This window comes from Pseudovibrio sp. Ad26 (assembly GCF_001623285.1).
Lineage (GTDB): Bacteria > Pseudomonadota > Alphaproteobacteria > Rhizobiales > Stappiaceae > Pseudovibrio > Pseudovibrio ascidiaceicola.
In genome coordinates this window covers 1-26,189 of record NZ_LMCE01000007.1, presented here as the reverse complement: position 1 = coordinate 26,189, position 26,189 = coordinate 1, and the positions used below count along the sequence as shown (strand labels likewise).

The window sequence follows — 26,189 nt, the reverse complement described above, 5'->3', positions numbered from 1 at the left end:
CCTCGCCCTTTGGGCTGCGGGAGATCATGGACAGCCTCTCTCCTCACTAGCTCCCGCTCACCCGTTTTATTGGCAAGGAAAATAGAAACGGACCATCACCAAGACGGAGACAAATCATGTTGCATCTTCCAAGCCTGACGACCCTTAAAGAGTTCTTTTCTGACTTGTTTGTCAGCTCCGCTGATCACCAGCGCGAAGAGCTGGAGTTCAAAAATCGCCAGCATGACCCTGAAGCAGAGTTGTACTTTCAGATGTTGGATGATGAGGCGCAGCAGGAAGATGATTTGGATGATGAGTTCGAGGTGTTCCAACGGCTGGAAGCGGACCTGTCACAGGGTGAGTTTGCCTGCACCATCAGCGGAACGCATTGTGAGGGCTGGAACGCGGAAGCTGATATTGACTATCAGGAGATCATCGAGGCGGGCACCTTTGAAGAGGTGATTGCGATCCTCTCTGAGCGTTACCATTCCGATTACTCATGGTCGGTCAGTGCACGGGACTGGAACGACAACACCTACAAGCACCGGTGTGAAGCTGAAGGCAACGAGCACGATTATTTCCATGAGTTCGACATTGATCCAGGCATGGGAGAATTTGCCTGCCTCATCAGCCCGGTATGTGAAGAGATTGCCTCAACCGGATACGCTGGCAATCTTGTCTTCATTCAAGCTGAAGAGTTTTCGCAGGTGATAAAGGAGCTTTCCACCCGCCTTGCGAAGGAAGGGGCGTGGAGCGTGCAGGCCATGGACTGTATGGGACAGCGGTACAAGTACGAGTACATTGAATGCAAAGACGTTGAATGGGCGGTGTACTGAAGAAAGATAAAAAGCACGGGATCACTCAGCCCTTGAGTGATCACCCATAGCAACCAAGGGGTGCATCTGCTACAAGCAGTTGAGACTTTTGGGGCAAAAGCAGCGGCGCTGAGCCAACCAGCGCATCGGGAAAGATAGGCTCTCCCGACTGAGGCAACAGCCTTGTCCCAAACCGGAGGGTGAGCAGATGTGGTTTTTACCAATTTCTGTCACGCTGAAACTAAAAAAGACACGGAACAGTTGGCTACTGAGTCTCCGTGTCTCTTTTAGATAGAAAGCAAACAGGCAGGGGGAATTTTCTCCCTGCCACTCCGGTATACTACTCCGAAATTCCCTAAAAATCAAATAGGATCGCTGTTCAGAGTGGCTGTGATTTTGGGCTTGCGCCAAACCTTCCAGGCTCTGCGGGATCTGCCGATCCCACTGCGCCTTCCAGCTTTGGCGCTGCGCTCATTTTTCTTGCCAACCGTCTGACAAGGCGAGCACTCGGCATCGGCACCCTTGCAGGGCACACGATGCCTCGCACTCGCCTTGTCAGATCGGGGCGTGCGGCGCTTTGCGATCGCTCGTTGCACTCACAGATCACAAAGCGCCTTGTCGCGCGAAGCACGCGCAAGCTTTGCAAGCTCGCACATGCTCCGCGCTCTGGTGATTGTTGCTGCTGTAACGGATTTTTCGTTTTCATTTCCATGTCGCCTTGACAGAAAATCCATACATCAGCTGATCAACTATTCAGTTTTCATCAAGCAATGTGCTATTTTGGTGATTTCTCCGAATTTCTCCGAGTATCTCTGACATTCCCCAAGTTAGCGGGGAGAATTCTCCAAGTTTCTCCGATATTCTCTGAGTTTCTCCGTTTGGCTAACTGGTTCTCCGAGTTTCTCCAAATATCTCTAACATTCTCTAAGGTTCCCCCGAGTGAAAGTTAGCAAGATATGCTAACCGGAGCCGGTTAGCGGAAATTCCACGAGTTGAGCCCAACCCGTACAATTGAGCTTATTCGCACTGTCGTGCTCAACGCTTTTTGCTGCGCAAATTTAAAGGAACTTGTGGTTGAGTTTATCTGTGGAAAACACGCTGGGGGAATTCCCTCAACTTTGAGTCAAAACTCTAAGATTTCAGCCGTTTTATGTTATGGGTAAAAGTTTAAGTAAAAACAAAGGCTTTACTTTGGGAAATCGTGACCAAAAAAGGACTAGATAAAGTTGTAAGGATGCGTTATGCACGTCATTACTTGCTGCCATAGCAAAATGGCATGCGGCTCTGACGATTAGGAATTGGACCCCCATAACCGTCAGAGCCTAGCAAGTACCAAAGATGACTTGGCACTCGCATAGGGAGAACCCACAACTCATAATTCAGTCGCAGCTCATCTCATGTCCGCTAATGGATGTGAGGCTTAGCGTGTTTCGTCTCGAAACGCGATGGGCAGAGATGAGTCTTATTCCTTTATCCAAACATTAAACATCAGGGATACCCGTTTTACAGGCGGGTAGTCAAACAATGGCGCTTCCATGGGGAGATGCCCGAGCTCAATTTCAACTTGTGCGTGCGCATGTTGAGGCTGAGATCGGGAGAGGTGTGTCTACTCGTACGATCTTCGAGGCCCTTCGTGATGAAGGGAAGATCGATATGGCAAAGAAAACCTTTTATAAGTATGCGGCTAAGGCTTTGAACCCTAAGCCTGAATTGGCTCCAGGAAGTGCCATTGTACCACCACCCAAAACAGGAGGGAGCGGGTCCAATACCCCCCAGGATTCGCCCCCTCCATCTCAACCTAAGGGTACAAACCGGTTCACCATGGCCGATTCCATTAAAGATTACGACTGATAGGTTTAAGCAAACATGAGATACGTAAACTTTGTAATGCAAGGAAAAGGCGGGGCCGGTAAGAGTTTTATTTCCATTTTGCTTTGTGAGTATTTTCGGCAAGAAGGGCGGAACCTTGTTGCCATCGATACCGATCCAGTAAACCCCACTCTTTCATCTTATAAAGCACTCAACTGTAACCTTATAAAGATGATGGATAACGCAGAGATCGATCATCGCAGCTTTGACGCCATTGTTGAGGGCATAATCGAATCAGATGATGAGACACATTTCGTCATTGATACGGGTGCAACCACCTTCTTACCGCTGGTCAAATACCTGGCTGAGAACGATGTGCTGGACCTCCTGCATGATCATGAGTGCGAGATTGCCATCCATTCCGTGGTTAGCGGGGGAGGGGCGATTGATGCCACATTGTCCTGCATTGAGAAACTGTTTGAAGTATTCCCAAAGCAAAAGATCGTGCTTTGGAAGAACGAATACTCAGGACGGGCGGAGAAAAACGGTAAGCCATTCGAAGAACTGAAGTTGTTTAAGGAAAATCAGGACCGTATTTACGCTGTACCTACTTTAGCACAGCGCACCGGCTCTTCCTTCAACCACGACATTCAGGCCATGATTGAGCGCCGAAAGACCTTCTCAGAGGCCATTTTGGACGAGAATTTCGGTCTTATGACCCGTCAAAGGCTCAAAAAGGTCTGGTCTGACGTCTCCACGCAACTCGAAAACATGGCCTTGTAAGCGTGGGTGAGGATGTGATGGCGGCGATAGTACCCGATTCGGAGCAAAATCAGGCAAATTTCGACTTTATAGATTCGGAAGTGTCAACCCCTCTGGGCGGCGCTCAGATCTCCTCGCTTGAGGATGTTCGCGCTTTGATCGCCAAAAAACATGGTGGTCAAACCATGGGATCAGACGATCCGATCTGGATGCTCTATTCGCTGTTTGAGGTCTTTACCTCCGATTTGTCGGTGCTCCTGAGCGAAGTTGAAACCCGACAATCCGGCGAACGAGACAAGCTCAAAGCACTGGTTGGGGAGAGCGCAAAGATCCTTTCTGAGCAGATGCAGGGCGAATTATCGCGTTTGAGCGACACGCTCGGACAAATCCGCCAGAACGTTGAGGCAAGCTCAATTGAGGGCCTTTTGAAGCAGCAGGCTCAATTCTCGAACGAGCTTGGCGATCTCACATCCAAAATCAAACGCTTTTCATCGCCTCTGTATTTTTTCACCGCTCTGAACTGGATGTCAGTTGGAGCCCTTTATCTGATCATGAAGTAGGTTTGTCATGTCCTCATCTAAGAATTCAAAGTCGTTTCTCTCCCGCGAGGTCAAACTCGTTGTCTTTGCTGTTCTGCTTTTAAATCCGACGCTCGCCTTTGCCGGCGCGGACTGGGCAAGCCCAGTTGTTACAACATTCGGCTTCCTTGAAAGCGGCATGGTTCAGATCGGTGCTGTTGTCGTTGGCCTTGGTGTGGTGGCCTTCGGTGCTTGGTCGGCCATGTCTGGCAGCATGCGCTGGGAGAGACTGGTCAACTACGTCATCGCAGCTATCATCATTGTAGCCGCCCCAACGGCTATCCGCGCCCTTGTTAATCTAGCCTAAGGGGGCGGGTATGCGAGTGCAGAACGGCGTTTATCGGCACCTTCAGTCACCCTCGACCATCTTTGGCATGCCGCCATTGTTTGCAGCTCTTGCGTTGGGTGGAGTGTTCTTTGTGGGCGCAATCTTAACCCTGGTGATTGATCCGCCGCTCGTCATGCTTCTCTGCATTTTCTCCATTCCCCCAGCCCTTGCCTTCACCATCGCCTTGCGCCGCAAGGATGCACATTGTGAGGCAACACTGTTGCTGCCTCACACCTTCTTCAAAGGCAATCAAGCCCGCAGCCTCATCGTCGGCGGGTCTTCAAAGACAACGACAAAGGGCAAGACAAAATGAGCCTCCTTCTTTCAACAGCAGCGACCCTGGGATTTGCAGGCGGCGCGGCCATGCTCGCCAATAAGGTATTGCGTCAGGATGGGGAGGGCAGTTTTGAGCAGGACTGGCTTGCAGATGAGCTGGACTTTGACGTTCTCTTTGAAGACCGCACCACCATTGCCCTTAAAGATGGAACCTTGTTCCGGGTGTTCAGGCTGAAAGGCGTTTCCTACGACACTATGAGTTTTGCGCAGCAGGAAACGCTTGCCCGCCAGCGCAGCAACATCCTGCACCAGCTTGGATCAAGCGGATCAGCGTTTCGCCTGATGGCCGTCAAACGGCTCAAGGACATTTCCTTTGAGGCGGACTGGCCCTCTCCGGCCTTAGCTGAAATCGGCAAAGCAGAGCAGGAGCTTTACAAGCATGCCTACTCCATGAGCTGGTATATCCTGCTGGAAGCAACCACCTTTGAAACTTTGAACAAGCATTGCAAGGCGCTTCTTAACGGGTTTGAGAACTACCAGGTCACGCCGGTTGAGGCGGCAAAGGATCTTGAGGAACCGTGCGAATTAACCGCGTTCCTAACCTATCTGGTGTGCGGACATATGCCGGACAATGCAAAGCGCGTCAGCCGGTCTATTAACGCCAACCTGCCCGCCTGTGATCTGATCATCAACAAAGACGGGACGATCCTCACCCAGACCCCGCTCAAACACATTCATAAAACCATTGGCGTGAGTGAGTATCCAGATAGTGTATCGGGCCTGATGATCTCCAAAGTGCTGGCCTTGTCTGCAGAGCTGGAAGTCATGCAGGTCTGTGTACCGCTCAGTTCAGAAAAGACCATTTTAGAATACACCCGCAAGAAGGCAGAACAGCTCAACAGCTTCTTAACCTCCGGGGCCATGGTCACAGAGCTTTCTCATGCAACAGAAGCGCTCACCAACAGCACGAACACCATGTTCCAGACCCAGCTTCAGTTCACAGTCAGAGCGCGCACACAAGAAGAGCTGGATGAGGTGCTCGACCAGATCTCGGCGATTTTGAACACGCGCCGCGTCAAACATACGATCGAGACGGCACCAGCTGCCAATTGCTGGTTTAACCGCCTGCCCGGACGAGACAAGCTGGTGCGCAAACTGCGGTTGATGGACTATAACGTGGCCGCGCTCTGGCCGCTGCAATATTCCCCCGAAGGCATGTATTCCTCCCCGTTCGGGAACCGTCCTTTGCGTCTGTTCAAGACGCCAACAGGCCAGAACTATTCCTTCCAGTTCCATATTGCAGATAAGCCTCAAGCTGCAGGGCACTACCTGATCTTTGCCCCGACCGGCACGGGTAAATCCACCCTGATCATGCATCTGCTTGGTGGGATCGCCAAGTTTGCAGGCGTGCGCAACTACGTCTTTGACAGTCTGGAGGGTGCGCGGTTCATGAGTGAGGTCATGGGCGGACAGTACCAGTCCTTTGACCAGCTCTCCCTTAACCCGCTTGATTGTGATCTTGACAATAAGAGCGCTCGCCAGCGGGCCGCGACCATGATGCGGATCATGCTGGGCGACCAGTATGTGCAGGAGATGGACGACCAGATCAATGACGTGCTCGACTTTGCAAGTGTCATGGATAGGGGTGAACGCACGTTCGACAGCATTTTCAAGACGGCATTCCCTCCAGATACAGATATCAAACGAGCTTTTACCAGGTGGGTTCATGACGAACGGCAAGGAGAGGGGGCTTATAGCCACATCTTCAACGCCCCTCATGACAGCATTCGCACCTTTTTGGAGCAAAGCCATCTGGTCGGCATTGATATGACCGAGCCGCTTAAAGACCCGCTGCTTGGTCCTGCGCTTGTGACGCATATTGCCAGTGCCATTTATGAAGCCGCCAAGGTCAACCACAAAGGCTTTTCTATCTTTGTCGATGAAGCGGCCAATCTGCTCCGCAATGAAGGCTTCCGTCATCTCGTCGGGCAGATGTTCATGGAATACCGCAAACTAGGCGGTGTTGTCGGGCTGGCCTTCCAGAACCCGGAAGCGTTGGTGGAGTTTGAAGGCTCAGCCAAGATCGTCAACAACGCCCCGAACCTTATGTTCATGGCTGGCTGTGGTGGCAGCGATAAAGCCCTTGAGCCGTTCAATCTGAGCGAGGATCAGATCGCCTTCATTCGCGGTGAGGTGGATCTGGCAGGAGGCCGTCAGGTTCTTCTGGTCAAGCGTGATCTGGCCTCCGGCTTCAACGAGAGCACCATCATTGATGTGGATCTCTCTGGCCTGGGTGATGCCTTGCGGTTTTATCGCTCAGGCACCGGGCCAATGGCTGAACTTCGCAAAATTCAGGACGTGTGGGGCGAGCAATGGCTCGCTCATGTCTAACGGCACATGCAGGACTTAATCATCAAAGCGGCGGGAACAAAGTAAAATGAATGCATCTAACGGGACAGGTTCAAAACACTCCTATGACCATCAGGCTGATCGGTTGGACGATCACTATTCTTTTGGTGATTATTATGAGGGTGAGAACCTTTGTGACGACAACGGCTTAGACGAGGAAGGCTTAGACGAGGAAGGATCTGCTGATGAAGATCTTGTAGACGAAGATCTCCATCAGTACCGGCCTTCGTGGGGTGCTGTCATGGCGGCCTGCCTGACCTGCTTTGCTCTGGGATCATTCCTCTTTAGTGGGTCCGATGAAAGCGAGCTTGAAAACAGACTGTCCCGGTTGGAGGGAGCTGTTCATCTGGTTGCATCTGTGACGCCTATGCCTTTGTCTGCGACCTCGTTGACTGCGCAGCCTGTCATTATAGACCCTCCTGTCATCATTGATCGAGAGGCAAACCGGTTGGTCGCGCCTGAAACGATCTTCAAAAGAGAGGCGTTGGCTTCTGAGACAGTTGCTACGCCGTTAAAACCAATCGGGCAGACCAATTTGGGATTGGACGCAGACGGGGAGGCGAGCTGATGAGAGCCAACCGGTTTGTTGCCGCCTCCATGCTTGTCCTCTCGCTGGCCCTGATGAGCGCTCCTGGTTTTGCTGCCCGGCCCGTCATTGACATCAAGGCCATCGCAGAAGCCAAGAAGCAGATTGCGCAGATGAAAGAGCAGATCAAGACGCTCAAAGAGCAGCTTGATGTGGTCAAGGATGTGCGCGCTGGCATTGATGATACGCTTAAAAGCATTGGCGAGGTCACCAAGATCTCGATCCCCTCCATCAACTTCAGTGACATTACCGGTCAGATCATGTCTGACAATTCCTGCCTGGTTCCCGACTTTGAAAGTCTGATGCCGGATGTGAGTTTTGATGAGATGGATATGGGCTCGCTGTGCTCACGTTCTGATGCCTATCAAAACGGTCTGGTGGCTGATCCCAAAGACATAGAGAGCATGCCTTGGTCGGAAAAAGAAAAAGCCCAGAACAGTGTTAAAAAGGCCCGCCTCAGTACGGTGGCCGATGCCTCGTTTAAAGGGCTGGCGCAGGCTGATATGGCGCAGGAAAACGCGGTTAAAACTCTGGAGGCGGCGCAAGAGCTCAAAAGCGAAGGGGCAAAGGCACAAACGGTCAATGAACGTCTGCAGGTGCTGATTGAAGTTAATTCCGCCCTGCTGCAAAGCCAATCTCAAACCAATCAGCTGCTAGCACAACTGCTTAAAGTGTCTTCGGCGCAATCCATTGTTCAGGGCGTTCCATTAGAGAGCGAGCTGGCAAAAGACGACATGAAGAAAAAGGGAGGTGCCTCATGACCTCCCAGACCTTCACACTTAGCTCAACCACCTTGCAGGAATTCAAGCCTGCCTTCGCGTTTCAGTCGCTCATAACCAACCTTTTTCCACGCGCCGGGATCGGGCCTGTGCCAATTGGGAATAGCGCAGCCGTCCATGACGAAGCCAAGAACGCGGGTGTGCCTGTCGCAGTAAAAGCTCTCAAAGGCTTCCCAGTCCTCTGCATGCCACGGGGCTCTACGCGAAACATATCCATCCCATGCCATTTCCAGCAAAGTCAGATCACGGTACCGGGCAATGGCGTCCTGATCCGGGCTTTGCAAGAACAGCTCCCGGTCCACATGAGCGCGAAGTTCTCGTCCGGCCTTAGTCCACTGATTGTCTGGAATACTCATGTACTTGACCTTCCAGCGAGGTTTGAACTCGGCCTTCGCCGCCTGTTCAAAGGTTTTGTAGGCGCCCTTGTATTTGGCAAGCTCGGCCGCAACATCGGTTGGGCTCTTCAGGTTGCTCCAGGCCCATTGGGCGTAAGCCAGATCAAGGAAGCGGGTGTCTTTTATCCCATCAAAAATATTGGTGGAGCCCTCACCTTTAAGAACAATGGAGCCCTTCAAATGATCGGTATCGGGCGCTGCCTGGGCCGCACTTATAAATCCGACGAGGGAGAGGGTCATGAATAGCGGTTGTATCAGCTGTCCCTTGATTGAGCAGTATGTCTTAAGCGGCAGTAAGTTTGTCAATAAATACATGGATGTGGCCTATGAACCGATGCTGGTAATATTTGCCAGCCTAGCATGTTTATGGGCGATTTGGCAGGGCTTTAAACTTGCCACAGCCACCACGGATTTAACCTGGGTCGCCTCCCAGTTTGTGTTCTTGTTCTTTGGTTTTGGCGTGCTCACGGCCCTCAAATTCGGCCTTGCCGGAATGATCTATGAAGCGACCACGACCTTAATGTTCGGTATCCCAGGTGCGCTCATGGGGGCTGGCAGTGGCGCGGATGCCATCACCGGCCTTGTCACCGAGCTGGAAGCAGCCTTTACCCAGCCCTTTGCAATGGCAAAAACCATGATGAATGGGGCAGGGTGGTTAGAAAAATTCGGGATCGTGCTGTTTGTCGCCGCGCTGATGCTGCCCTTTATCATCATGATGATTGTGTTCGTGGTCCATGTGGCAATCGGCCTGTTCCGCATCATGATGGTGTGCCTGCTGGCCCCTTATGTGATCTCCATGGCTGCATTTCCCTTTGGCCGTGAGAAAATCGGCTCCGGGGTCTCCACTCTTTTGACCTCAATCCTGACGCTGGTTGCAGTCACGCTGGTGTTCAAGCTGATTATTACTGGCATCGGCAATCTTATGCCGGGTGGTGAGCAAATCAGCTCTGATGTTTTAGATGATACCGCCTGGAAGGCTTACATCCTTGTGATCCTGACCGCGTGGTCGGGTGTGGCGCTGGTGCAGGAAGCAACCTCACTGGCCGGCACACTGGCACAAGTGACGCTCAATGCCGCCACTCCGGGTGCGATGATGAGCGGGGCAGCTCAAACAGCCGGGGCTTACGGCAAAGGCATTGCTGCTGGAGCCAAAGGCGGCTGGAGCGCTGGTAAGGCAGCGCTTGGCGTGAGTAATGCCACGCTCAGTGACAAAGCCGCTGACATGAGCCTGCAATCTGGCGGCAATCCCAATTCCAAAGCAACCGATGCCCTGAAATCAGAGAAGTAATTATCATGAGCAAACCGTTCCTCTTCACGCTTTCCCCTGGCCTGTTTCTGGCTCTGTTTCTGGCTGGCTGCGCCTCCAACGCAGAAATGCCCTACGCCCCGGTTGATACCGATGAAATGCGTCCCTCTCCTTGTGCCTGCGTAGATCTGGACTACCAGCCGCAAAGCTTTGAGTGGGTGGAGGCGGCCCATGTTTAAAAGAAGGCGGCAAGACAAAGGAAAGGGCAAGCCTGAAGAGGCACTGCAAAAAGGGCTTGCGGTCCCTGTTCAGGACAACGCTCCGGACATAAGCCTTGACGACACATCGCAGGATGCACCGGCAGTACAGCGCAAGGCAGTGCTGGATGCAGATCCGTTCGCCTATAAAAGCGCCCATCGGCGCATGGTGACATTGTTCAGGATCTCAGCCGGTCTCAATGTTGTTTTGGGCGTGTGTCTGGCGTTGGCCTTGCAGGCCATTGCGGTTGCCCTGCCCCTTAAGACGACGGAAATCGCGCTGCTACGTGTCGATCCGGCAGATGAGCGGATTTACCGGGTCGAGCCGATCACGAAAGAGGTTGATGGCTTTGAGTTGATGTTAGAGAAAATGGCACGGCGCTATGTGGCGCAGATCCTCGCCGTTGACCCGATCTCTCAAAGTTCGAGATTTCAGGAAGTCGCCACGTATTCCGATCAGGACTTTTATCGTCAGTTTTTGAAAGAAAACGAAGGCCGCATCGATGAAGCGATTGAAGATGGTTTGAACCGCTCAATCACCGTTGAAAGCGCCAACCAGGTCGATGCCTATGGCGGGATCTACCAATACGCCGTTGACTTCATCCAGACAGACAGGATCGGCAGGGCAAAGCCTGAGCAATCCAGACTTCGCGCCTATGTGGAAATGACCACACGCCCGCAAGAAGTCACCAGCGTGGAGCGGTTTGAGAACCCCCTCGGCATTCGCATTTTAAAATTGGCTGTTCAGGAAAGACCGACCACATGAGCCCCCGTATTTCTTTTTTTCTTGTCACATTACTTGTTTCAAACACCGCTCTTGCCCAGACCTCATTGGACCGCGGTCCTCAAACACCAAACCAGCGGGTAGCGCAGGGTCAGCAGGTAGCCTCAAATGTTGCTGCCAGTGTTCCGCAGGATGCGCTCAAACAAGCAGCTGCACAGCGGCGCGGCCAGTTCGGTCCCCTGAACCGCACGACCGTGCCATTGGGCCAGATCCAGAAGGCCTGGGATAAGGCTGGTAAGGATGGCGGCGTTCACACGCAGGTTGAATGCGGAACCTGCGTTTACCGGGTCCGTCTTCGTGAGTTCATGCTCACCGTGATCCAGCTGCCTGAAGACGTTAAGATCAAAAACGCGGATGTGGCGGATGTGAACTTGTTTGACACCAAAGTGCGCAATGACACCACGTTGGTCATCAAGCCTTTGGCCGCAGGCGTTGACAGCTCCCTGCAGGTCTATGCTGAAGATGGCAGAGTGTTCAGTTTTTACCTGCGCGCAGAAACCGTCAATTCAAAGCATATTCCGGATCTGCAATTCAAGATCGAAAAACCTCGATTGGTGCAATCGGCTTTGATCGAAGTTGCAGCAGGGGGAGCGCCAGTGCCCTTGATGAATATGCCTGCTTATACTCCCAAGGGCGGCGAGACACAGAAGGTGCCGGGCGATTATGTCAAACGCGCCAACATCGACCCGTCCAAACTGCGCGGCTGGGGAGAATACAAGCTTTGGGGATCTGACAACTCGTTAAAGCCTGAACTGGTGCTGCGCGATGATCACTTCACCTACATTTTTTACGGCGACAAATGGAATGATCTGGAGTTGCCGACCGCCTATGTGGTGGTTGATGGCATTGATGAACTGGTCAATACCCGCGTGTCTGGCAAGGCATACATCATTGAAAACACAGCAAATCTTATCACCTTAAAATCCGGTCAGTCCTACATGTGTATCCAGTACAAGGGTAACTAACATGAGTGTATGTGAGTTATTCCTTGCGGTGGGATTGAGTTTCGGCGGGGCGTGTGTCCCTGAGCCGGTTCTCTCGCGTGGTTTGCCGCCAAATGATGATGGTGTGTTTGAGTATAAGCGGCCACCGGCTCCCAAACCGGTGATACCGCCAGCACCGCCGCCGCCGCGCATCATCATGGCTCCTCCCATCGTGGTTGAAAAGGAAGTCAGTAAGGACGCACCGCCCAGGACGATCATCAAGAAAGAATACATCACCGTTGAGAAGATTGTTGAGCCGCCAAAACCAATCGATCCAAGCCCGTTCGAACTGGAGCTGCAGGCAGCTCGTGCCGCCCGCTTTGGAACGCAAGGCTACATCACCTCGCAAGGTGTGTTGGCAAATGGTCTTGAGGGCAATGTTCCAGGTCTTGATGAAGGTCTAACGCACACAGCGGCGCTCAATGTACCTCCTGCAGGTGGACTATCCGGTTCCTTCAGTCCCCCTGAGGGGATCGACCCGCAAAACAGCACTTACAAGGCATCTGGCCGGATCTCCACCAGTGCGGTTGATAACAGCCGGATTGTGACGGCCGATCGCTACATCACCGGCATCATGGAAACCGGCATTAACAGCCAGCTTGCTGATGAGGGCACGGTCGTCATTCAGGTGAGCAGGGATGTTTACGGCTATCACGGGGCCAATCTACTGGTTCCAAAGGGAAGCCGGATGATCTGCCGCTATGAGAGTGCCAAGAAGGTTGGACAGAGCCGTATCGGGTTCCAATGCGAGCGTGTTCTCATGGCTGAGAGCCGCGCTGAAATCTATCAGCTCAAAGCCAAGGTGGGTGATGCGCAAGGCTATGGCGGCATGTCCGGCCACGTCGATAATCGCTGGTGGGAGAAGTACGGCACCGCTGTGACCACCGTTGCCATTGGCGCGGGCGTTGAATCTGCCGTCACCATGGCCTCTGCCTATGGCTTAGAGGGTTCCGACACGATCGCGTCTGCCCTGACAGGCATTTCGGAGAACGTTGGCGAGTTGTCGGCAAAGTTTATGGAAGACACGGTCAATTTGAGACCGGTCATCCGTATTTCCCAGGGCACCAGAGTTCAGATCAGACCTGAATATGACTGGTACCTGGCTCCACCTACCCAGCAGTAATGTGAGGTTATTTAGATGCGGAATATTTTAAGACTTTCAATGGTGGGGGCCATGTTGCTGACAAGTACAGCAGCCGGGTTCTCCCAAACAGGGGCCCCTCCCACACCCGCCGCTCAGGCGGCCGGGGCAGGCAAGCAAGGCCAGATCGGACAGCAAGCAACGAGTGCGGCGCAGGCCACCGCTGCCCTTCGTGAAAAGCTGTTTGCCGTTGCCGTGAAGCAGACCACACCCATTTTTGAAGGCAAAGCGGTTGAGCTTGCCTTGCAGATTAAAAAGGCACCGCAGTTCACCGCAGGGGTCAACAAGGATGAGGTTTCCGTTGCCGGTGTGAGCGCAGAGGGCTTCTCCCAATATGTCATGCATGATGGGAAGAAGATCGGGCAAGCTGTGCTCACACGTCTGACAAAGGGCGAGCGTTTTGTTGAACTCAATGCAGAAAACTTTTCTTCTCAGTTCGACGTTGAAGAGGATGTAATCGATCCGGAAGAAACGCTTGATGTATCGGGCAATGAAGAAGAGCTGATTGCAGCGCTTAAAAAACTCAATGCGCAAGAAGAGCCTGAGGACGACAAAGATAAGGACAAGGAAGAGGACGAGGAGAAATACGAGGACGTTGAGCGCGATGAGAACGGCGGGTCCGGTGCTGGGTCAGGCTCATCAGATGGCGGGGAGACGCCAGGACAAGGCGGCTATGAGACACCTGATCGCAAAGAGGTGGAAGAAAAAGACGCTCCTGAGGAAGACCTGGAAGAAATCCGTGTGACCTTTGAGGGTTGCTCGCCGGTCATTGACCGCAATCAGGGCCAGGTACGGGTTCAATCCAAGACGCAGACGCTCAAAAAAGGCATTGTGGTTGAGGAAAGCGCGTGTTCAGACAGCGGGACCAATTTCACGATCCAGAAGAGCGGGGCAACCTGTGACGATAAGATCGATGTGACTGCCCGGATCGCAAAGCCGCAATATCTGGAATATTACGTCAACAGCCAGCAGGAGCGCATCCAGCTTTCTGATTGTCAGCCTGATCCAGATACAACATTCTCCATTACCGAGGATGACAGCTGCCCGATTGATATCGATCTGCAAAATGGCATGGCCTACATTGAGACCCAAATGGTCTACACCGATGGCAACAACAATCTGCAGACAGTACGCACCTGTGAACGCTCCCAGTTCTACCAGCCAATCAAGATGGCGCAGGTCACAGACGGCTGTAACATCCGTCATGATTTTGGCAATTCCCTTTCTACTGAAATGGCGATGTGGATCTATCAAAAGGACGATCAGTTCTTCCAGGCCTCTCCTTGCAGTGTGACAGAAAACACCTATCCGCATGAGAAGGTGTTCAAGAAGAATGGCGTTGATATCTGTCAGACTATGGTGGATTTGAGCGGGCGCAGAGCGATCCCGCAGTACCGCACGCAAATTACAGTGGGCGGCGCGTCTCAGTATATTGATCAGTGCACACCAGATTCAAATGCCTCGATTGAGATCAAATCCACCACAGAAGGCTGCATCAATCCGGCCGAGTTCAATCACGACATTGCAGCTGGTGTCTCTTATGGCCTGGAGCGGCACTATTTTGAGAACCCGACCCGTGAATATGTAAGTTCCTGTCAGCAGGGCGGGACAACATACGTTCACAATGTGGATGTGTCATCGTGGAAGCACAATGACGAGAAAAAAGTGGCCCAGCCTCTTTCTGATGTGTCGATCAATGTGGCCGGTCAGGTCTACCCGATTGCTTCAAACATGATGCTGCCTGGGGCACCTGAAGTTGCCTACACCAAGCTGGAAACGGAAGCCGAGCAGGTTGCTTCAGGGCGCTACTTTGAGGGCTGTTATGCCTTTGTGCCAACCAGGCTGACAGATGTTTTTGAGCGTCCGGACAGCACCCGCTTGGAGGTCCCATTGGGGGATGGGGAAGTCTTTGAGGAAGGCTATCAGTGCAAGCCAACCATTGAAGGGTGTATCAGTCCAGCAGACTTTACGCATGATTTCACAGCTGGCGTGTCTACTGGATTGGAGCGCTTCTACTACACCAACCCAGACAGAGTTTATGTAGGTAATTGTCAGAAGGGCGATACGAACTATACGCACATTGCGCAAACATCAGCCTGGAAGTACGACGACCCTAAACGCAAAGCACGGCCACTGTCAGATGTTTCGATCAAAATTGAAGGTCTGAGCTACACCATTGCAACTAAGAAGCTTCTGCCAAATGCGCAATATGTTGCTTACACAAAAAAGAATATCGAAGAGGTAGAGGCTCCATCAGAGCGTTACTATGAGGGCTGTAATGCCATGGTTCCTGTTCAGCGCAACCAGGTCTATGAGCGGCCAGATGGCAGCAAGCATTCAGTCACGATCAGTAATGGCACTCCGGTAAATGAAGGTGACAAGTGCGAGCGCTCAAAAGAGCAGCGGAAACGTTATATCCGTACGAAATTCGAGGCCAAGGGGTATGGCACTTTGTACTCATATAATCCTTCGGGCAAGGTGCGGAGTATGGATGTTTCTCAGAGTTGGGGTTGGAATGGGAACGGCCATCAATGGCAGTCGTTTAGCGACAGAACGGATGGAGAGTACCAATCTACCGGGTGCCGTGTTGTGCAACAAAATTGTACCGGTCGTAAGGTTCAGGGGCGCGTGACAAATGTTTTTGCGAACGAAGAGCGCGATGTTCTCACCTTACCCGATGGCAAGGTTGAGTACTCTGAGTGGAAAGAGGTATCTCGCTCGGAGCCAGTTCAGTCCTGTCAAGCTTCACAACCATCCCGATATAGCGACAGCTATTGTGACAACGGAAGTGACCACTGATCATCTCTGACAAGAGCTCTTAACAGAGCTTATTGAAAATGTCAGCCGACAGGGCGCTCTTGTCGGCTGACTGAGAACCGAAATTTGTAAGCAATAACAACTGCTAAGTTTTAAAGTCCTGACATTCATATCAGGGCCAACGGGTGAGCCATGTCTGATCGACTGATAATGAAGCTTATGGAACCTTTATCGCAAATCTACCATGATCCGAACGTGGTAGAGCTGCGTCAGACGCGGCCAGAAACGTTTGTTCTGGAGCATCGCAAAGCTGATCTGCAACAGCTTGATGCCCCAGGTATTGGCTTCACGCAGGTTCGCCGGATCTGTCAGGCGCTTGCCAACTACAACGGCCTGAAGTTTTCTGAAGGTACGCACCCAAAGCTCTCTGTGTCGCTTCCTGAGCGCCATCGTTTTGAATGCTTGATTGGGCCAAGCACGCTCACCGGCCTGTCTATGGCCGTGCGCTGCAAGCACCCCTATGAGGTCAAATTTGAGGACATGGGGCTTCGCCAAAAGATGATCGATTACATCAGTGAAGCTATGCATAAGCGCTGGAATATTGCGATTTCCGGCTCGACAAACACGGGTAAGACCACACTCTTGAACAAGCTGCTTGGCTTGTTGCCCGTTGATGAGCGCGTTGTGTCTTGTGAGGACACACCAGAACTGGAGATTGAGCGCTTCTGGAATGGGTCAGCGCTGTTTGCATCGCGTGAGGCTTCACAAGGAGCTGGTTTGCAAACCTGGCCGCAGCTGTTCGATCACAAAATGCGTATCTCTCCCGACCGCATCATCTTCTCCGAGATCTCCGTTCAAAATGCGTACTCAGCTTTGAATGTTTTGAACACCGGCGCAAAGGGCTGGATGTGCACCATTCACGCCGACCGTGCCGAGATGGTCGTAGATCGATTTCAATCCAATATTGACCTGTCCGGAGGCGTTGCCACGCCCATACGCGGCTACTTCAATTCACTGGTGGATGTGGTCTTCCATATCACTCGTTTTGAGCGCGGTGTGCGCCAGATCACTGACATTTATGAGGTCAAGAACGAGCGCTACATCCTCAAAGACGGGAAGCTTCAGTGATGCATATTTTCCCTCGGGTGGTCGCGCTTGTCTCCATTCTTGCCTTTGTCTGCGTCACCCTCGCAGGCTGGTACTATACGCTGGAATTTGACCCCACCCAGCCTGAGTGGTGGAAATGGCTTTATGCCTTTTACATTGAGACCAATGAACTCCCCCATGAGATCCTGATCCCGTTTGGCGGCGGGTTTGTCGCCATGATCATCATCATGATTGCCGGTCGCATCCTCATGGAACAGGCGGGTAACAAGACGGTCTCTGGTGAGCGCGATTCAGGTTCCCTGCATGGCACGGCCCGTTTTGCTGAAGATGCTGAGATCAAGGGCATGGGCTATCTGCGCAGCAAAGGCGTTGTGGTCGGCGGTCTTGAAGACAAGTTCAAAAACGCTGCCATGCTGCGCCATGACGGACCTGAGCATGTGCTTGCCTTTGCCCCGACCCGTTCCGGTAAAGGTATCAGCGTGGTCATCCCGACGCTGCTGACCTGGCCTGGAAGCACCATCATCCTTGATATCAAGGGTGAGAACTACGCGAAGACTTCGGGTTGGAGAGCGGCGCAAGGCCAGAACGTGTTTTACTTTGAGCCAACTGCACCTGAAGGCTCTGCCCGTTACAACCCCTTAGAAGAGATCCGCATCGACACCGATTTCCAGATTGGTGACTGCATGAACGTTGCCAAGATGATCATCGACACCTCCGGCAAGGGTCTTCAGAATTTTTGGGAACAGGAAGGGTTTTCGTGGCTGTCCACCGCCATTTTGCATGTGCTTTACCGGGTGCGCAATGAGGAAAAGCGCAAGGCAAATCTGGCCGATGTACTGCACTTCCTGTCCGTTGGCGATGATGAAGCCGGTGATGATGAGCAAAAGCTTGATGCGCTGGTCAAAGCCAAAGCGGATGGCAAGAAAAAGGATGAGGACGGGTTCGAAAAACTGCTGCTCGATATGGAGGGTTATGAGCATGGCAATGAGGGCGCTGACAAGGAAGTCCGGCGCGGAGCATCGCGTATGCGCAAGCGGGCAGCCAATGAACGCTCGGGTGTCTCTTCCACGGCCACGGCTCAACTTGCGATCTTTGCAGATCCGATCATAGCGCGCAACACATCGGCCTGTGATTTTACTATTCATGATCTGATGAACGCGGATCAGCCGACCAATGTCTATCTGGTCCTCTCGCCTGCCGAGATCGGGCGCATGAAGGCGCTTATCCGCATCATCCTCAATCAGATGCTCACGCGCCTGACAGCTAAAATGTCCCATAATGAGGGTGAGACGCTTTACAAGCACCGCATGCTTTTGATGCTGGATGAGTTTCCGCAGCTCGGCAAGCTGGACATCTTTGAAAGCTCGCTTGCCTTCATGGCAGGTTATGGCCTCAAAGCTTTCCTGATCACGCAGGATATCACCCAGCTTCAAAGCGCCTATACCCGTGATGAGAGCATCATCTCCAACTGCCATGTGCGTATTGCCTATGCACCCAACAAGATCGAGACGGCTCGTGTTCTGTCTGACATGACCGGCAAGACAACGGTGGTGCAGCGCAAGCGCTCGGTATCAAAGAATCTGGAACGGGGCGGCGCCAGTCTTTCTGAAAGTGTTTCTGAGACCTCACGGCCTTTGATGACACCCGATGAATGCATGCTGCTCCCCGGCCTCAAATACGATGAGGACGGCAGGGTTACTGCCCCAGGCGAGGTGCTGGTGTTCACCGCCGGTAAACCCACCATCAAGGGCCAGCAATACCTTTATTTCTTTGATGAGGTGATGAATGCCCGCTCTAAACTGAAACCTTCTGGCAACGTCAAAGCAGGGGTTCAGATTGAGAGCGGCAACAGTGCTCACCCTGCTGAAGATGGACCGACTTCGCCTGCGCAAGTTGGAACGCCAGAGCCCTCACCCAAGCCAGATATGGATAAACAGGTCGCGCCAGAGGTGATCCAGGAAGCTTTTGAGGCTGAGACTTGCAAATCCGAGACTGCAACTCAGAGCAATCCTTTTCTTGCCCCCCTCAGCCGAGTTGCTGAAGGCGTGCCCTTTGACAGCAAGGCAGGCGGGTCATGAGTCCAAATATTCCCTTTCTTTCTGTCGTTTTAAACCCTGAGGAGATCCACCATGGCACAAACTGAAACCAAGGCCCCTGCCCGCCAGAATGCCCACCCGCATGCTCGCCAAGCAGATGAAGGAACGCCGAGTGAGCCTGCAAACTCAAACAAGCCGGAGCGGACCTATCTGGCCGTTCCGTTTGATGAGCGCGAGCCTGCTAAGAAACTTGGTGCCAGGTTTGATCGCAAAGCCAAGAGCTGGTTTGCGCCAAACGCCAAAGTCGCGAAGGCAACGATGAAATGGTCGGTGGAAGGCAAAGCGCCTGCTGCTGAACAAAACCGCGATCCGCAAGGGGAATTCAGCGATTGGCTCCGGGCACAAGGCATGGATCTGCAGGGCTTGGCGCAGATGGATGGTAAATGGCACCGCATTGCCATTGCTGGCGAGAAGAAGGTCAAGAACGCCTCTTATCGTGGCTTTCTCGATGGCGCTGTTCCAAATGGCATGCTGCATAATTTTAAAGGAACTCAGGAGAGCTGGACGTTTGACGGGCAGCAGCTTTCAAAGGATGAAGTTGGGCGGGCCATTGAAGCGGGGAAAAAGGCTTCAATCGAGCGGGCAGATGAGCGGAAACTGGATCAGGAGAAAGCTGCGAAGTCAGCCTATGGGATCTGGGCCAACCTTAAGGACTGGGCCAATCCGGAAAACTGCGAGTATTTGAGCCGAAAAAACGTTCGTGGCTATGGTGTGAAGCTGGATAAAGATGCGCGCATGGTCGTGCCTTTGCGCGATACGGATCTTAAAATCCACTCGCTGCAGTTCGTAGGCGAAGACAAACACTATCTCAAACATGGCCGCAAAGAAGGGCTGTTCCATGCCATTGATCCAGGGCGTTACTTAAACGATGCGGACAAGCTGGGACAGGGAGATACGCTCGTCTTTGCAGAAGGCTATGCGACCGGTGCGTCCGTTCACAAACTCACAAACAAGCCAGTCATCGTGACGTTTGATGGTGACAATCTGGTCAAGGTTGCCACAGCGCTGCGTGAGAAATACCCCAACGTGACCATGCTGTTTGCAGCAGATGATGACCATCATTTGCCCCTTCGCGAAAATCCATTGCCCAACAAGGGACTGGAGAAGGCAAGCGAGGCAGCAAAGGCCGTTGGCGGGTATGTGGTGGCCCCTCCCCTTACCAGCTCTGAAAAAGCAAAAGGTCTGACGGACTGGAATGATCTGTGTGTGGTGCGCGGACACGACAAAGCAGTCTTCCAGTTCCTCACACGCACTCGGGCAGCGTTAAGCCTGGGAAACGCGCAGGAGCTTCAGATCGATACCACAAAATCTAAACAGCAAGGCCGCGAGATGGAGATGAGCTTATGAAAATCGACAAGACAGGTTTTAAGTTCGGAAGAGGAAAGAATGAGAAAACGGCAGCGTTCAACCTGTACATGCCGCTCAGCGTGATTGCTGATATCAAAGTGCGGGCCAAAAAGCTGAACTGGAAATACGGTCATTACGTTGCCTACGTTTATGAAAACGTTGCCCATCCGGACCCGGTAAAACTAACCGCCATTGATGAGCTGAAAAAGGTCAATCATGACCAGGCGCGGTTGGGTAACCTTTTGAACGCAGGTCTGGCAGATATGGCGCTCAGGGCCAATCACGGCGAGATGGAAAAGCTCTTGCACGACATTCGCGACACGCAAACACAGATCAAAGCAAAAGTAATGGCGCTCTGAACCATGATTGCACACAAGATAGACCGCAAATCCGGACAGAACTCTTTCAAGGCGCTGGCGCGTTATGTGGCCGCCGCCAGGGAAGACAATGAGAAGCTGGGCGATCTTTGGATTGAGAATTGTGAGCTGGCAAGCACCAAGGACGAACTGGAGCTTGCCATTGTCGAGATTGAAAACACGCAAAAGCACAACACCCGTGTGAAGGGCGACCGCTCTTATCACCTGGTGATCTCGTTCGCGGAAGGAGAAGTGCCCGAGCTGGTGGCCATGAAGGACATCGAAAAGTCCTTTGCCAAGGCGCTTGGCTTTGAAGAGCATGAGCGCATCATCGGCACGCACACCAACACAGACAACTACCACATGCACGTGGCGATCAATCGGATTCACCCCAAAACCTACAAGGTCCACACGCCGTATATGGATTTTGACGCTCTGGAGCGCACCCGTCTTGAGATGGAAGTGAAATACGGCCTGACCCGCACCAACGCCAGGGGCGAAGTGCTGGAGAAGACCAATCCAAAGGCAAGGGACTATGAGGCCAACACCTATGAGGTCTCCTTCTCCACCTATGTAAAGGACTACAAGCCTGAACTCTTGAAGATCCGGGAGAACACTAAGACATGGGCTGAGTTCCATGAGGGCATCGCGGCGTATTCGCTGGAGCTGAAGCAGCGTGGCAATGGTCTGGTGTTCAAGGAGCTGGACGGCCCGCGCTTGGAAAAGGCCAGCACGGTTCACCGTGACTTTTCTAAAAAGGCATTGGAAGACAAGTTCGGTCCCTATCAGGCACCGGAGAAAGATCTCTCTCAAGCTAAGCGCAAAGATCGCTATGAGCGCAGGCCGCTTTATGACCGGCACCGGGAGAGTGATTTGTGGGAGAAGTTCACCGATCAACTCAGTAAATCCAAGCGTAAACGCAAACACAGCTGGAAGTCGTTTCTAACGGATTACGCTCAGCTCAATCATGCAGCCATCGAGATGCTCAAGGGCGAGGAAGCCATGTTGTCCCTGATGGGACTTGGGTCAAGACGGCAACCAGGACTGTTGGAGAAACATTTTGGGAAAGGGCGGCAATCAAAGTCGAACCGTTTTCCTTTGTCTGTCGCCCGTATTGAGCGCGAGGAAGTTAAAGCGGCCGGGGCATGGTGGGACAAGAAGAACAAACAGTGGTTTGCGCCCACGCGGGAGGTTTACCGAACCTGCGCAAAGTGGCAGCAAAGACTGGACACCGTGGAGGCCATGAGCGCGGCAGAGTTTGAAGGAAACGCATCTACCTTCATCAAAGAACAAGGCGGCGAGCTGAAGCAGCCAATCATCATGGATGGTCTGTGGCACAGCACCCGGTTTGAAGATGCTGATGTTGGCTTTTACCGTGCCATTGCGGAGGGGGTGCCTTGCGTTGAGGTTGCAAAGGCGGATCTTGATCCTGAGGAGACGCGGGATATTCTGGATGTAAAGGTCAATGATATTCTGTCTCCCGAAAGCCGCGAAGGACTTGTGTGGCGGGACCGCCGACTTGATCAGGGCGAGCTTGAAACCGTCAATGCTACTACTCTTGAGCGTGTGAAGGACATGCGGGCGCGGCAGGCTTATGTTGTGTGGTCACAACTCGAAGAGCCCGCCACTCCCTCTTCTTGCCCTTACCTGGAGCAAACTGGCATCCGCAGCCATGGGCTTCCCGTGGATGGTATGGGGCGCATGGTCGTGCCACTGCGTGATGTGGAGGGCAATCTGCACTCGCTGCGCTTTATCAGCACAACTCAGGAAACATCGATGCGCGGGGCACGAGAGGATGGCTTGTTCCATCTTCTTGAACCAGAGCAGACCAGCAAACAGGCGGGCTCTTTAAAGGGCAAAGATACGCTGATCATCGCCAACGGGTTCGCAAACGCTGCCACCTTGAGCGAGGTGTCCAACCTGCCGGTCGCTGCTGTGTTTTCAAAGGACGATCTGAAGCAGGTTTATTTGGATGTGCGCAGCACATACCCGGATATGAATATCGTGATTGCAACGGCTCGCAGCGGCGAGTTGAAGCTCACAAACGAACAACAGGCAGGGGCCGAGTTTATCAGCCCGCCTCTTGGTACCAATTGGAAAGATTGGCGAGCGGGTAAACAGGCTGGCTCAGTGCAGCAAGAATTTGCGAGCCTTTTCCCTCATATCACCGGCTCAAAACGGCAGGAACGACACAGCATGAAGGAAATGGATATGGGGCTTTGACAACAATGATGGCGTAGGCGAGATGCCCTGCCCGTCTTGCTGGTGGTGCTAGCGGCAAGAGGGACAGGGTGAAGACTATGTTTGGCAAGGCATCTTAATGCTTGCGGAAGCGGGCGAGGAGATCTTCAGATGGAGGAGCATTGAATTGAGCACGATAATCAGATCGCAGCTGCAGATTGTTATGACGCAGTTCAGTCGGGGGATGAGAGGTCAGGTAGTGAGCCATGATGTTCGTACCACCACGTTCATCACCGATGCTGCTGAGAACCTGACACATGCAGTCTTTTCCAAGCAGCATTTGAGCAAACTCATCAGCGCGATACTCAGCCATGCGAGAAGTCAGGGCCGGGATACGATTTCCGATCCCGATAATCAGGCTGCAAGGAAAGAAGAAGAACATCACGACCAGATTGAGGATTGGTACACTTTTGAAGAGGTTTGCAAAAAACAAAAGCACATTGAACGGTGTGAAGATTGCAGCCGATATTACCGCGTGTTTTGTGTCCCAATACCGCAAATGAGCTATCTCGTGTGCCAGAAGCCCAGCCAGTTCTTCAAGGCCGTGCTCGCGAAATTTGGTATCAAAAAGAGCGCCCCTATGGATGGCAATCCGGTTGCGGCCATAAGCGCAGGCATTGTAGTTTTTGTCGTCAACCACACGCCACACAATGTGAGGCAGTTTGATGTTCTTGGTATCGGCGCTGTGTTGCAGATATGCAAAAGCGGGTTCGATCTGATCAAGCTCGCGCTGCGAGCAGCGCCGCGCACCCAACCTGATATCATCAAAGAATTCAGAGATGCCCGGTATCGAAGCCAGGAACAGGATGAGCGTGAATTGAACGCAAAGAACAAACAGCTCGTTGACGTGAGGGACATGGAACGGCAGCAAGTCATAATTGTTAATGACAGAAGTCACCGGGATCATAGCATAAAACAAGATTACAAAAGCTGGAGCCGAAATCACAGCCCACGAAATAAACCAACTCAAATCAATAGCTATGTGTCTGAATACTCTGCGCATTTGAATGTACCTCCATTGGTTTTATTTTACAAAACTCTTAGAGAAGGTTCAATGAAACCTGGCAATGTTCTATCTTTGTTCACAACTAACTCAAGTATAGTTAATGCGTCCAAGTAACGTGGTCCATTATCAATAATGTAGGTGGGTCCAATTGATAAGTAATACTAAAGTTAGCTCACTTGAAGACTTAGGGAAATCCATAGATCTATTCGAAAGTCCTATGAATAAATGAACAGAATCTAATCTTTACATGTGTGTAACACGCAAGTTGATTAAACTTGTACTTTTTAAATCGAAAAGGGATTTGTAACAATTGCATGAAATCTAACGAAAATCTCAAGGACTAAAGCAATCAGGGCACTGCCCTATAAAAAAGTAAACCCTGGAAGCCAGAGGCCGCCAGGGAGAACAACATAGAATTCATGATTAGCACCTGAATTTCTATGTTGTCCTCCCCAAAATTGCAAGAGTGAAGAACGCAATAATTTTTGCGAACAGGAAAACTCACTCTGAATTTGGCTCAACGCTTCCGGTGAAGACGGAATATTTGGAAAGTTTATTGATGCCAATATGCCAGATAGGGCAGAAGCAGTGTTTGAAAGCGGCAACAGGACTTGGGAGCGGAATGAGAAGACAGAAGTCGCGGCCAGAGGTTTTACTGGCCTGCCGGTCGGCGTGAGCCGATGGGATGTGCTCTCGCAGGTGAAGAGGTTGCAACGCGAGCTTGGCTTGACCGCAACACAAGTTGCGCACCTGGAATTCCTCGTGGGCTATACCCGCGATCAGGATTGGCAAAGTGGCAGCAATCCGATTGTCTATCTGACGGTAAGCGCGACCGCCAACAAGCGTTCAATCTGCGAGCGCCAGGTGCTCAACATCGAGCGGGCCTTAAACCGTGCCGGTCTTGTGTGCTGGCATGACAGCGGCAACCTGCGCCGGTTCGGCCATCGCTCAGCTAATGGAGAGCTCCTGCAGGCGTTTGGTGTCAATCTTGCCCCTCTGGCCGAAAGTTACAAGCGGCTTTACTGCATGGCGCAAGAACTGGAACAACGTGCCTGTGTTTGGAAACAGCAAAAGACAACGCTGCTGCTTCACAAAAAGGTCTTAAGACAGCAGCTGACCTTGCATCCGGACCATCCAGCTGTAGGGGATGCGCAAAAGCTGTTGCTGTCATTGCCGCGCCGCATCGAGGCACGCTTGACCATCACCCAGCTGTTGCAGTGGAGTAAGCAAATGTTGCAGCTGATAGCAGCGTTTCATGAGGTGCGTGACCCCTCTTCCACTGACCAGATCGAGGTCGATCCAGCAGTGGATTCCGGTCCCCAAGATAGGTCTTGTCGGAAGAAAACTTCCGACAGGTCGGAAATCCAGTTCCGACACATAAATACAAACAATACAAAACAAACACTTTCTAACGAAAGAAGTAGTGAGCGGACATTGCCAGTCGGCAATGACTTGAAGATTGCTTTGACCGCTGACGCGGAAAGGGCTCTTGAAAAGATCAAGCATGAAAGCGCCGTTCCGGCCCGTCAACACCCGATTGCACATGAGGACAGGTCCACTTCGCCTCCCCTGCCCGGTCTTGAACCGCCTTCAGCACAAGCCGTGCTCCTGAGCTCCGGCATTGAGCACATCACGCTCAAACAGGTTTTAACCTGTGCCAGTCCCATGCTGCGTGACATGATCCGCAATACTTCAAAGAGCGCTGGTGCCGATTGGGAGGCTGTCATCGAGGCCGCAACACTGGCCGCAGGATATCTTGGGATCTCAAAACCAGCATGGCAGGAGGCGAACTGCAAACTTGGGAGCAGCGCGGCCGCAACGCTGATTGTAATCACTGAGCGCCGCAGCACCGATCCGGCCACCACCATCAACTCCTATGGTGGGTTTGTGCGCGGCTGTCTGGCAAAAGCTAAAGCCGGGGATCTGCACCTTCAAAAGTCTGTTTTTGGCCTGCTCAGCAAGGCAAACCTGGATGAATAAGCACCTTTCAAAAAAATGGGACTTCGCCCCCGATCGCTGTCAAGGACAAGGGAGCTACCGCTCCCCGACCCTGAGGCTTCCCCATCCTTCCTGCATGAGTTTTGTGCCGGCACATCCGGCCCAAAACTCACGCAGGAAGGACACGAGCTGCAATCGCTGGACGCTCCTGCAG

Annotated in this window: 22 protein-coding genes; 20 read left to right on the top strand and 2 right to left on the bottom strand. The window is 52.4% G+C overall.

Translation table 11 applies throughout. The features are described from left to right. Positions 1 to 116: 116 nt before the first annotated feature. The 8 genes from PsAD26_RS01485 (at position 117) to PsAD26_RS01445 (ending at position 8,303) form a co-directional block, all read left to right on the top strand. The gene (locus PsAD26_RS01485) at positions 117 to 815 is read left to right on the top strand and encodes a hypothetical protein (protein ID WP_063308998.1); all 699 of its coding nucleotides are present in this window, start codon (positions 117 to 119) and stop codon (positions 813 to 815) included. A 1,845-nt stretch (positions 816 to 2,660) separates the two neighbouring features. Then, positions 2,661 to 3,386 (top strand): hypothetical protein, encoded by a 726-nt coding sequence (locus PsAD26_RS01475; RefSeq protein ID WP_084403532.1) that lies wholly within the window; start codon positions 2,661 to 2,663, stop codon positions 3,384 to 3,386. An 80-nt stretch (positions 3,387 to 3,466) separates the two neighbouring features. Beyond that, positions 3,467 to 3,925, top strand: a complete 459-nt coding sequence (locus PsAD26_RS01470) for a hypothetical protein (protein WP_153041435.1) — start codon at positions 3,467 to 3,469, stop codon at positions 3,923 to 3,925. A 7-nt stretch (positions 3,926 to 3,932) separates the two neighbouring features. After that, a complete protein-coding gene (locus PsAD26_RS01465) occupies positions 3,933 to 4,250 on the top strand; it encodes a TrbC/VirB2 family protein (RefSeq protein ID WP_063308994.1) in 318 nt (105 codons plus the stop codon). 10 nt (positions 4,251 to 4,260) lie between these two features. Beyond that, on the top strand, positions 4,261 to 4,584 hold the full coding sequence (locus PsAD26_RS01460) for a hypothetical protein (RefSeq protein WP_063308993.1): 324 nt from the start codon (positions 4,261 to 4,263) through the stop codon (positions 4,582 to 4,584). After that, positions 4,581 to 6,938, top strand: coding sequence for a VirB4 family type IV secretion system protein (locus PsAD26_RS29585; protein ID WP_063308992.1), 2,358 nt, complete (start codon positions 4,581 to 4,583; stop codon positions 6,936 to 6,938). The genes PsAD26_RS01460 and PsAD26_RS29585 overlap by 4 nt, the downstream gene beginning before the upstream one ends. A gap of 46 nt (positions 6,939 to 6,984) precedes the next feature. Continuing rightward, the gene (locus PsAD26_RS01450) at positions 6,985 to 7,524 is read left to right on the top strand and encodes a hypothetical protein (RefSeq protein ID WP_063308991.1); all 540 of its coding nucleotides are present in this window, start codon (positions 6,985 to 6,987) and stop codon (positions 7,522 to 7,524) included. Beyond that, positions 7,524 to 8,303, top strand: a complete 780-nt coding sequence (locus tag PsAD26_RS01445) for a hypothetical protein (protein WP_063308990.1) — start codon at positions 7,524 to 7,526, stop codon at positions 8,301 to 8,303. Before PsAD26_RS01450 ends, PsAD26_RS01445 begins: the two co-directional genes overlap by 1 nt. A 23-nt stretch (positions 8,304 to 8,326) precedes the next feature. Here the strand turns inward: PsAD26_RS01445 and PsAD26_RS01440 are convergent, their stop codons facing one another. After that, positions 8,327 to 8,956: a hypothetical protein gene (locus PsAD26_RS01440; RefSeq protein WP_063308989.1), complete on the bottom strand. Its 630-nt coding sequence runs from the start codon at positions 8,954 to 8,956 to the stop codon at positions 8,327 to 8,329. Between PsAD26_RS01440 and PsAD26_RS01435 the strand changes: the two genes are divergently transcribed. From PsAD26_RS01435 to traI, 11 genes are all read left to right on the top strand, one after another. After that, on the top strand, positions 8,955 to 10,004 hold the full coding sequence (locus PsAD26_RS01435; protein ID WP_063308988.1) for a hypothetical protein: 1,050 nt from the start codon (positions 8,955 to 8,957) through the stop codon (positions 10,002 to 10,004). The two genes, PsAD26_RS01440 and PsAD26_RS01435, sit on opposite strands and share 2 nt — an antisense overlap. Before the next feature lie 5 nt (positions 10,005 to 10,009). Beyond that, a complete protein-coding gene (locus tag PsAD26_RS01430) occupies positions 10,010 to 10,201 on the top strand; it encodes a hypothetical protein (protein WP_063302839.1) in 192 nt (63 codons plus the stop codon). Beyond that, the gene (locus tag PsAD26_RS01425) at positions 10,194 to 10,985 is read left to right on the top strand and encodes a VirB8/TrbF family protein (protein ID WP_063308987.1); all 792 of its coding nucleotides are present in this window, start codon (positions 10,194 to 10,196) and stop codon (positions 10,983 to 10,985) included. Before PsAD26_RS01430 ends, PsAD26_RS01425 begins: the two co-directional genes overlap by 8 nt. Further along, complete coding sequence (locus PsAD26_RS01420) at positions 10,982 to 11,968, top strand: TrbG/VirB9 family P-type conjugative transfer protein (protein WP_063308986.1); 987 nt, start codon at positions 10,982 to 10,984, stop codon at positions 11,966 to 11,968. The genes PsAD26_RS01425 and PsAD26_RS01420 overlap by 4 nt, the downstream gene beginning before the upstream one ends. Position 11,969: 1 nt before the next feature. After that, on the top strand, positions 11,970 to 13,109 hold the full coding sequence (locus PsAD26_RS01415; RefSeq protein ID WP_063308985.1) for a TrbI/VirB10 family protein: 1,140 nt from the start codon (positions 11,970 to 11,972) through the stop codon (positions 13,107 to 13,109). A gap of 51 nt (positions 13,110 to 13,160) precedes the next feature. Then, positions 13,161 to 15,926, top strand: coding sequence for a hypothetical protein (locus tag PsAD26_RS01410; RefSeq protein ID WP_153041433.1), 2,766 nt, complete (start codon positions 13,161 to 13,163; stop codon positions 15,924 to 15,926). Between the two features lie 150 nt (positions 15,927 to 16,076). Beyond that, positions 16,077 to 17,012 (top strand): ATPase, T2SS/T4P/T4SS family, encoded by a 936-nt coding sequence (locus PsAD26_RS01405; RefSeq protein ID WP_063308983.1) that lies wholly within the window; start codon positions 16,077 to 16,079, stop codon positions 17,010 to 17,012. Continuing rightward, entirely contained in the window at positions 17,012 to 19,069 is a 2,058-nt protein-coding gene (locus tag PsAD26_RS01400; protein ID WP_063308982.1) for a type IV secretory system conjugative DNA transfer family protein, read from the top strand. Before PsAD26_RS01405 ends, PsAD26_RS01400 begins: the two co-directional genes overlap by 1 nt. 51 nt (positions 19,070 to 19,120) lie before the next feature. Then, a complete protein-coding gene (locus tag PsAD26_RS01395; protein ID WP_063308981.1) occupies positions 19,121 to 20,434 on the top strand; it encodes a DUF5710 domain-containing protein in 1,314 nt (437 codons plus the stop codon). Then, positions 20,431 to 20,793, top strand: coding sequence for a hypothetical protein (locus PsAD26_RS01390; RefSeq protein WP_063308980.1), 363 nt, complete (start codon positions 20,431 to 20,433; stop codon positions 20,791 to 20,793). Before PsAD26_RS01395 ends, PsAD26_RS01390 begins: the two co-directional genes overlap by 4 nt. A gap of 3 nt (positions 20,794 to 20,796) precedes the next feature. Continuing rightward, complete coding sequence (traI, locus tag PsAD26_RS01385) at positions 20,797 to 23,013, top strand: TraI/MobA(P) family conjugative relaxase (protein ID WP_063308979.1); 2,217 nt, start codon at positions 20,797 to 20,799, stop codon at positions 23,011 to 23,013. A 94-nt stretch (positions 23,014 to 23,107) separates the two neighbouring features. Here the strand turns inward: traI and PsAD26_RS01380 are convergent, their stop codons facing one another. Beyond that, positions 23,108 to 24,034, bottom strand: a complete 927-nt coding sequence (locus PsAD26_RS01380) for a M48 family metalloprotease (protein ID WP_063308978.1) — start codon at positions 24,032 to 24,034, stop codon at positions 23,108 to 23,110. A 570-nt stretch (positions 24,035 to 24,604) separates the two neighbouring features. On the opposite strand from PsAD26_RS01380, the gene repC reads away from it, so the two are divergent. Beyond that, complete coding sequence (gene repC / locus PsAD26_RS01375) at positions 24,605 to 26,017, top strand: plasmid replication protein RepC (protein WP_063308977.1); 1,413 nt, start codon at positions 24,605 to 24,607, stop codon at positions 26,015 to 26,017. Positions 26,018 to 26,189: the final 172 nt, after the last annotated feature.